General features: G+C 42.1%; 6 protein-coding genes. 4 read left to right on the forward strand and 2 right to left on the reverse strand.

Annotated elements, in window-relative coordinates; translation table 11 throughout:
- The first annotated feature begins 295 nt into the window (after window positions 1–295).
- Together pflB and pflA are read left to right on the forward strand one after the other, a co-directional pair.
- Entirely contained in the window at window positions 296–2578 is a 2283-nt protein-coding gene (pflB, locus tag IEY48_RS10850; protein ID WP_188920175.1) for a formate C-acetyltransferase, read from the forward strand.
- 79 nt (window positions 2579–2657) lie between these two features.
- Window positions 2658–3395 carry a pyruvate formate lyase 1-activating protein gene (gene pflA, locus IEY48_RS10855; RefSeq protein ID WP_188920177.1) on the forward strand — a complete coding sequence of 246 codons (738 nt, stop codon included), beginning with the start codon at window positions 2658–2660 and terminating at the stop codon, window positions 3393–3395.
- Window positions 3396–3448: 53 nt separating this feature from the next.
- Here the strand turns inward: pflA and yfbV are convergent, their stop codons facing one another.
- A complete protein-coding gene (yfbV, locus tag IEY48_RS10860) occupies window positions 3449–3886 on the reverse strand; it encodes a terminus macrodomain insulation protein YfbV (RefSeq protein ID WP_188920178.1) in 438 nt (145 codons plus the stop codon).
- A 226-nt stretch (window positions 3887–4112) separates the two neighbouring features.
- On the opposite strand from yfbV, the gene ackA reads away from it, so the two are divergent.
- A complete protein-coding gene (ackA, locus tag IEY48_RS10865; RefSeq protein WP_188920180.1) occupies window positions 4113–5315 on the forward strand; it encodes an acetate kinase in 1203 nt (400 codons plus the stop codon).
- Between the two features lie 53 nt (window positions 5316–5368).
- Window positions 5369–7516: a phosphate acetyltransferase gene (gene pta, locus IEY48_RS10870; protein WP_188920182.1), complete on the forward strand. Its 2148-nt coding sequence runs from the start codon at window positions 5369–5371 to the stop codon at window positions 7514–7516.
- Between the two features lie 498 nt (window positions 7517–8014).
- Here the strand turns inward: pta and IEY48_RS10875 are convergent.
- The coding region (locus IEY48_RS10875; protein ID WP_188920184.1) for an IS3 family transposase at window positions 8015–8130 on the reverse strand (116 nt) is incomplete at its 5' end.

Below are 8130 nucleotides of genomic sequence, written 5' to 3' on the forward strand. Positions count from 1 at the left end.
TATGTTATGCAGTTAACACTTTCATCATTCCAAAAACGATTTCTACCGAAAATAGCAAAGCCTTGTGCTATTATTAGTATATGGATAAATGGTCTTACCAATTTAAACCATTAGCCGGTTACTACATCTGAAGCGTCATTAAGTGAGTTAGGCGCACATTGCCAAGAATGTCGCAGAAGCGGTAAACGACTCAGTCTAGCGAATGTTCCTAGACAAGAATGCAAACACTCAACGGAAAGGTACACAAGTTTAACTTGCACCCTAGCCGTAGTTAATCAACCAGAGGGTTAAGTAAATGACAGATAAAACCGAACTATTTGCCAACGCGTGGGAAGGTTTCGTAGCAGGCGATTGGAAAACAGAAGTTAACGTACGTGACTTTATCCAGAAAAACTATACGCCTTATGAAGGTGACGAATCATTTTTAGCCGGTGCTACCGTTGCTACTTTATCTTTATGGGATAAAGTGATGGAAGGTATCAAGTTAGAAAACCAAACTCACGCTCCTGTCGATTTTGACACTGATTTAGTATCAACTATCACTTCTCACGATGCGGGTTACATCAACAAAGATCTTGAAACTATCGTTGGTTTACAAACTGACGCGCCATTAAAGCGTGCAATGTTACCTAACGGTGGTATTCGCATGGTTGAAGGTTCATGCAAAGCTTATGGTCGTGAACTTGATAAAGACATTCAATACACTTATTCAGAATTACGTAAAACCCATAACCAGGGTGTATTTGATGTTTACACTCCAGAAATCATGGCGTGTCGTAAATCAGGTATATTAACCGGTTTACCTGATGCTTACGGTCGTGGCCGTATTATTGGTGACTACCGTCGTATCGCGTTATACGGTATCGACTACCTAATGAAAGATAAGTTTAGCCAATTCTCTTCGCTTCAAGCACAAATGGAAGCAGGTGATGACTTATCAAACGTTATCCAATTACGTGAAGAAATTGCTGAACAACACCGTGCATTAGCACAAATGAAAACCATGGCAGCTAAATATGGTTGCGACATTTCTGTACCTGCTAAAACAGCTAAAGAAGCTATCCAGTGGACTTACTTTGGCTACCTAGCTGCAGTGAAAAGCCAAAACGGCGCGGCAATGTCTTTAGGCCGTACTTCAACATTCATCGATATCTTCATCGAACGTGATCTTAAAAGTGGCTTAATCACTGAAGAACAAGCACAAGAAATGGTTGACCATTTCGTAATGAAACTTCGTATGGTTCGTTTCTTACGTACCCCTGAATACGATGAGTTATTCTCTGGCGACCCAATTTGGGCAACTGAATCAATGGCTGGTATGGGTGTTGATGGTCGTACTTTAGTGACTAAATCAAGCTTCCGTTTCTTACACACGCTATACAACATGGGTGCAAGCCCAGAGCCAAACATCACAGTATTATGGTCAACTCAGTTACCACAAGCATTTAAAAACTACTGTGCAAAAGTGTCAATTGACACTAGCTCAATTCAGTATGAAAACGATGACCTAATGCGTAATGACTTTGAGTCTGACGATTATGCTATCGCGTGCTGTGTAAGCCCTATGATTGTGGGTAAACACATGCAGTTCTTCGGTGCTCGTGCAAACTTAGCAAAAACCATGCTTTATGCAATCAATGGTGGTGTTGACGAAAAACTGAAAAAGCAAATCGCACCAAAAGCTGACGCAATTACTGCTGACGTACTTGAATTTGATGACGTAATGTCTCGTTTAGACGGCTTAATGGATTGGTTAGCAACGCAATATGTCACATCACTTAATGCAATCCACTATATGCATGACAAGTATTCTTACGAATCAGCACTAATGGCACTGCATGACCGTGATGTACGCCGTACTATGGCATGTGGTATTGCTGGCTTATCAATTGCTGCGGATTCATTATCAGCAATTAAATTTGCTAAAGTGAAACCAATTCGTGATGAAGATGGTATTGCGGTTGATTTTGACATTGAAGGCGATTATCCAAAATTTGGTAACAACGACCCACATGTTGATGACATTGCTTGTGATTTAGTTGAACGCTTTATGGCGAAAATCCGCGATAAGAAAATGTATCGTAACGCGGTACCAACTCAGTCAATCTTAACCATTACCTCTAACGTGGTTTATGGTAAGAAAACAGGTAATACACCAGACGGTCGTCGTTCAGGCGCGCCATTTGCACCAGGTGCAAACCCAATGCATGGTCGTGATGAAAACGGTGCAATCGCATCACTAACATCAGTGGCGAAACTGCCATTTGCTCACGCACAAGACGGTATTTCTTATACCTTCTCAATCGTGCCAAATGCACTAGGTAAAGATGACACAGGTCGTCGTGCTAACTTAGCGTCACTCATGGACGGTTACTTCTTAAGTAAAGCAAACCGTGAAGGTGGTCAGCACTTAAACGTGAACGTAATGAACCGCGAAATGCTTGAAGATGCCATTGTGAATCCAGATAAGTACCCACAATTAACCATCCGTGTATCAGGTTACGCAGTACGCTTTAATGCACTGACCCCTGAGCAACAGCAAGACGTGATCACACGTACTTTCACTAAAGGTCTGTAGTCTCTGCTAAAATTGGCTGTATCGAAGAATAACCATTCTTGATACAGCCTTTTTTTTATCAACACAGTAAGGAACTTCAATGACATTAGGTCGCATTCATTCAGTGGAATCATTTGGCACAGTCGATGGGCCAGGCATCCGCTATATCGCGTTTATGCAAGGGTGCTTAATGCGCTGCCAATACTGCCATAACCGTGATACATGGGATCTAGATGGCGGCAAATTAATGTCGGTTGACGACATTATGAGCCAGGTGATTTCTTACCAACCCTTTCTAGAAGGCAGCGGTGGCGGTATTACGGCCAGCGGTGGTGAAGCAATACTGCAAGCGCAATTTGTTAGCGAATTATTCAAAGCGTGTAAAAGCCAAGGTATTCACACCTGCTTAGACACCAATGGTTTTGTACGTAAATACGAACCTGTTATTGATGAACTGCTCGACAACACCGATCTTGTGTTACTTGATATCAAGCAAATGGATGACGCAAAACACATCGACTTAACTAAAGTCAGTAATCAACGTACCTTACAATTTGCTCAGTACCTCGCCAAAAAAGAGGTACGCACTTGGATCCGTTATGTTGTTGTAGCGGGCTTTACCGAAGATGTTGAGTCGGCAATTGCATTAGCTGACTTTATAAAACCGATGCAGAATGTCGAAAAAGTAGAATTACTGCCCTACCACGCCCTTGGTGAACACAAGTGGCAAGCCTTTGGCGAAGATTATGCATTGGCGAATGTTCAAGCGCCGAGTTCAGAAACGATGCAGCAACTGCAACAAGTATTTTTAGAACGGGGCATAAAAGCAACATACTAAACCAGATTACGGCCCTTTACGCTAAATTAGCGACCGTTTAACTACAGGATGAATTATAATTCATCCCAGTAACTTCGGTCTAAACGTTCAAAGGCCAATTTTAAAATGGCAGCCATGTCTAAATAACATGCTCTGGCGCCAAGAGGTTGGCAAGCAATACCCATTTCAGTCAAAGTCGAACTGAGTTGGTTGCCCCAATCGAATAAAGACAATGGCAAAGGGTGGCGAGCGCGCCAGCCAAGCCACAGCAGACCTTGAATAGGTAGGCTAATAAAAAATAACAATACAGTGATAGCTTGCGGTAAAAAGTCCCAGCCCAATACATAAAGCTGACTTGCCGCAGCAATTAAGCCCAAAACAGGCATCACAATAATGGCTAATTGCGTCGCTTTGACAACACGATATTCAGGGAAATATAACCCTAGTTGTCGCACCATTGGCCAGGTCTTCATATAACGACGACCATCAGCAAATAAAGTAAGCAAATTCATGTTCAATATGGGTACCTAAACGGCCTAGTACATGGTTTTAACAGTAGCATAATACAGTGTATTGACCAAAATACACTGCTGAATTAACCGCTATACTGAGTGTTTCATTTATAGCGGCCAGTTCAACCAGTTTACCCAAGTGTAATGTTTATGAATGAATATAAACCTTAACCGAAATGGACTTTTTACAATTTAATTTAGTTTCATTGACTTAGAAGGCGTTAACATGTCAGACAAATTAGTACTCGTACTCAACTGCGGTAGTTCATCATTAAAATTTGCCATCATTGATGCTCAAACAGGCGATGAACAAATTTCAGGTCTTGCGGAATGTTTTGGTTTAGAAGATTCTCGCATTAAGTGGAAATTCAATGGCGGTAAAAATGAAGCCAAGCTTGGCGCATTTACCGCTCACCGTGAAGCGGTCGAGTTTATTGTAAATAACATCTTAGGTGCTCAGCCACAGCTTGCGGCTCAAATTAAAGCCATTGGCCACCGTATTGTACATGGCGGCGAAAAGTTCACTCGCTCTGTGATCATTACGCCTGAAGTTATCCAAGGCATTGAAGACTGTGCTTCATTAGCGCCTTTGCATAACCCAGCTCATTTAATTGGTATCCGCGCTGCGATTGCATCATTCCCAACATTACCGCAAGTTGCTGTGTTTGATACTGCTTTTCATCAGTCAATGCCTGAAAAAGCCTACGTTTATGCCCTACCTTACAAATTGTATCGTGAGCATGGCATCCGCCGTTATGGTATGCACGGCACTAGCCACTTATTTGTTAGCCGTGAAGCAGCCAAAGTATTAGGCAAAGAATTAGCCGACACTAACGTTATTTGTGCTCACCTCGGTAATGGTGCATCTGTTACCGCAATCAAAGGTGGCAAAAGTGTCGATACTTCAATGGGCTTAACCCCATTAGAAGGCTTAGTCATGGGGACACGTTGTGGTGATTTAGATCCATCAATCATTTTCCATTTAGTGAAGCAACTTGGTTACACCCTTGATGAAGTGAATAACCTACTGAACAAGCAAAGTGGCTTGTTGGGTATTTCTGAATTGACCAATGACTGTCGCGGTATTGAAGAAGGCTATCAAGACGGCCATAAAGGCGCCACATTAGCATTAGAGATCTTTTGCTACAGATTGGCTAAATATATCGCCTCTTACACTGTACCACTCGGCCGTTTAGACGCCATTATCTTTACTGGCGGCATCGGTGAGAACTCAGATCTTATCCGCGAAAAAGTACTTAACCTTCTTGAAATCTTTAACTTTGAAGTTGATAACACTTTGAACAAAGCTGCACGTTTTGGTCAAGAAGGTGTAATCACTAAACCTGGCAGTCCTGTCGCAATGGTTATCCCAACCAATGAAGAATGGGTTATTGCAGAAGACGCAATGAAATTAGTGGCAGCAAAGTAAGACGCTTACTTTTTGATTAATTCACATGATTAACACAAATTTAAGAGGTCAACATGTCTCGTAATATTATGCTTATTCCCATTGGTATTGGAGTGGGATTAACATCGTTAAGCTTAGGTATGGTTCGTGCACTTGAACGCAAAGGCGTTAAAGTACAATTTTTTAAACCTATTGCCCAAATTCGTCCTGGCGACAATGGTCCTGAGCGTTCAACCACTATTTTAAGTACATCGCCAACGGTTAACCCATTAGAACCGTTTAGCATGGCTCACGCTGAAACGTTAATTCGTGCAGAACAGTTAGATGTATTAATGGAGCAAATTATTGCTCGCGCGGCTGAATGTGCCAGCAATACCGAAACCTTAGTGATTGAAGGTTTAGTGCCAACGCGCAGCCATCCGTTTGCCGATGACATCAACTATGAAATTGCCAAAGCACTTGATGCTGACGTGATCTTTATTGCTACGCCGGGTAACGATACCCCGAATGCCTTAATGAACCGTCTTGAAATTGCTCACAACTCATGGGGCGGCCAAAAAAATAAACGTCTTATTGGCGCCATTATTAACAAAATTGGTGCACCTGTTGATGAAGAAGGTCGAACTCGCCCAGATTTATCTGAAGTGTTTGACGACCAACAGCCTCAAGCAATTGACAGCTCAGGTATGTTCCAATTACCGGGTAAAAGCCCGCTGCGCATTTTAGGTAGCGTGCCTTACAATTTAGAGCTTATTTCACCAAGAGCATCTGATTTAGCTAAGCATTTAAATGCAAAAATCATCAATGCAGGTGAAATGCACACTCGTCGTATGCGCCGTGTAACCTTCTGTGCACGTAGCATTCCAAACATGCTGACTCACTTTAAAGCTAACTCTTTACTTGTGACGTCTGGTGATCGTTCAGATGTGATTGTATCAGCCTGCTTAGCAGCGATGAACGGGGTAAAAATTGGTGCCTTGCTTCTGACTGGTGGTTATCAGCCAGAGCCAGAAATCATGAAATTGTGTGAGCAGTCTTTTGAAACGGGTTTACCAGTATTTTTGATTGATACAAATACTTGGCAAACATCACTTAACATTCACCGTTTCGACCACGAAGTGCCAGTTGATGATGCTGTACGTATTGAACGTGTACAAGAATACGTTGCCAGCCACATTGATCAAACATGGATTGAGAGTGTGACTCAAGATTCTCCTCGTGAACACCGTTTGTCACCACCAGCATTCCGTTACAAGTTAACTGAACTTGCACGTGCAGCACGTAAAACTATCGTATTGCCTGAAGGTGAAGAACCTAGAACGATTAAAGCTGCTGCCATTTGTGCTGAGCGCGGTATTGCTCGTTGTGTGCTTCTTGGTAACCGTGAAGAAATCTTGCGTATCGCATCACAACAAGATGTTGTGCTTGGTGATGGCATTGAGATTATTGAACCAGAAACCGTTCGCGAAAAATACGTCGAGCCTATGCTTGTACTACGTCGCAGCAAAGGCTTAACTGAAGTCGTTGCTCGCGAGCAACTTGGAGACAACATGGTATTGGGTACCATGATGTTGTCAGAAAATGAAGTTGACGGCATTGTGTCTGGTGCTGTAAATACAACAGCTCATACTATTCGTCCGCCATTGCAGTTAATTAAAACTGCACCAGGTTCAAGCCTAGTATCGTCAATCTTCTTCATGTTAATGCCTGATCAAGTATTAGTTTACGGTGATTGTGCAATTAACCCAGACCCTAATGCTGAACAGCTTGCCGATATTGCTATTCAGTCAGCAGAATCAGCGCAAGCATTTGGTATTGAGCCACGCGTAGCCATGATCAGTTACTCTACCGGTAACTCAGGTACAGGTTCCGATGTTGACAAAGTGCGTGAAGCGACACGAATTGCGAAAGAAAAGCGCCCTGATTTAATTATTGATGGCCCATTACAATACGATGCGGCAGTCATGCCAAACGTTGCTCAGTCTAAAGCGCCTAATAGCCCTGTAGCAGGTAAAGCAACGGTATTTGTGTTCCCAGACCTAAATACGGGTAACACAACTTACAAAGCGGTACAGCGTAGTGCAGACTTAATCAGTATTGGCCCAATGTTGCAAGGCATGGCCAAGCCAGTCAACGACTTGTCTCGTGGCGCATTGGTTGATGATATTGTTTACACGATTGCGTTAACGGCCATTCAGGCATCGCAAAACAACAATAAGTAACAATTATTCTCCATTAGAGAAATTGCACAACAAAAAAGCACTGATTAATGTCAGTGCTTTTTTATACCTGAGATTATCTCAATGGTTTCATTATGCTTGGTTATGCTGTGATTTAATGGCGTTTTATAACCTAACGTAGTCTGAAAGATCACGCAACAAATGGAATGAGTTTTGCTCGTGGAGCAAGGGAAATGAACAATTACGACAGAAGCGACACTTTTTAACCGCAAAAAAAACAAAAACGATTACAGTGAGTTACACAAACAACTCACAGTCATCAACAAACTTGTCCACAGATTCTGTGGATAACATTCACTTTTGTGACGCCTGTATTCGTTATAAAACTACAACGACAAGCATCAACAAAAATAGATAGTTTTTACAGTATTTACACTGCGATCAAATATGATCTAATTAACTAATATAGTTATGTATGACATGCGTTGTTTGAATCGTCAAGTAAATCAGTCTGTATCCCTTAAAAATAGTGTGTACTGGTCAAGCCAAACTGGACACTTTTAATTGAGAATTTTCAAACTCTACCGGTGACAGATCACCATTAGCTGAATGAAGTCGCTCCAAGTTGTAATATTTCATGTAAGCCGTCACATCTT

Origin of the sequence: Shewanella saliphila (assembly GCF_014648295.1) — a bacterium.
Lineage (GTDB): Bacteria > Pseudomonadota > Gammaproteobacteria > Enterobacterales > Shewanellaceae > Shewanella > Shewanella saliphila.

Excerpts from the sequence above, each read along its gene's own strand:
- pta (WP_188920182.1), top strand. The coding sequence starts at position 5,369 with ATGTCTCGTAATATTATGCTTATTCCCATTGGTATTGGAGTGGGATTA.
- pflA (WP_188920177.1), top strand. The coding sequence starts at position 2,658 with ATGACATTAGGTCGCATTCATTCAGTGGAATCATTTGGCACAGTCGAT.
- ackA (WP_188920180.1), top strand. The coding sequence starts at position 4,113 with ATGTCAGACAAATTAGTACTCGTACTCAACTGCGGTAGTTCATCATTA.
- yfbV (WP_188920178.1), bottom strand. The coding sequence starts at position 3,886 with ATGAATTTGCTTACTTTATTTGCTGATGGTCGTCGTTATATGAAGACC.
- pflB (WP_188920175.1), top strand. The coding sequence starts at position 296 with ATGACAGATAAAACCGAACTATTTGCCAACGCGTGGGAAGGTTTCGTA.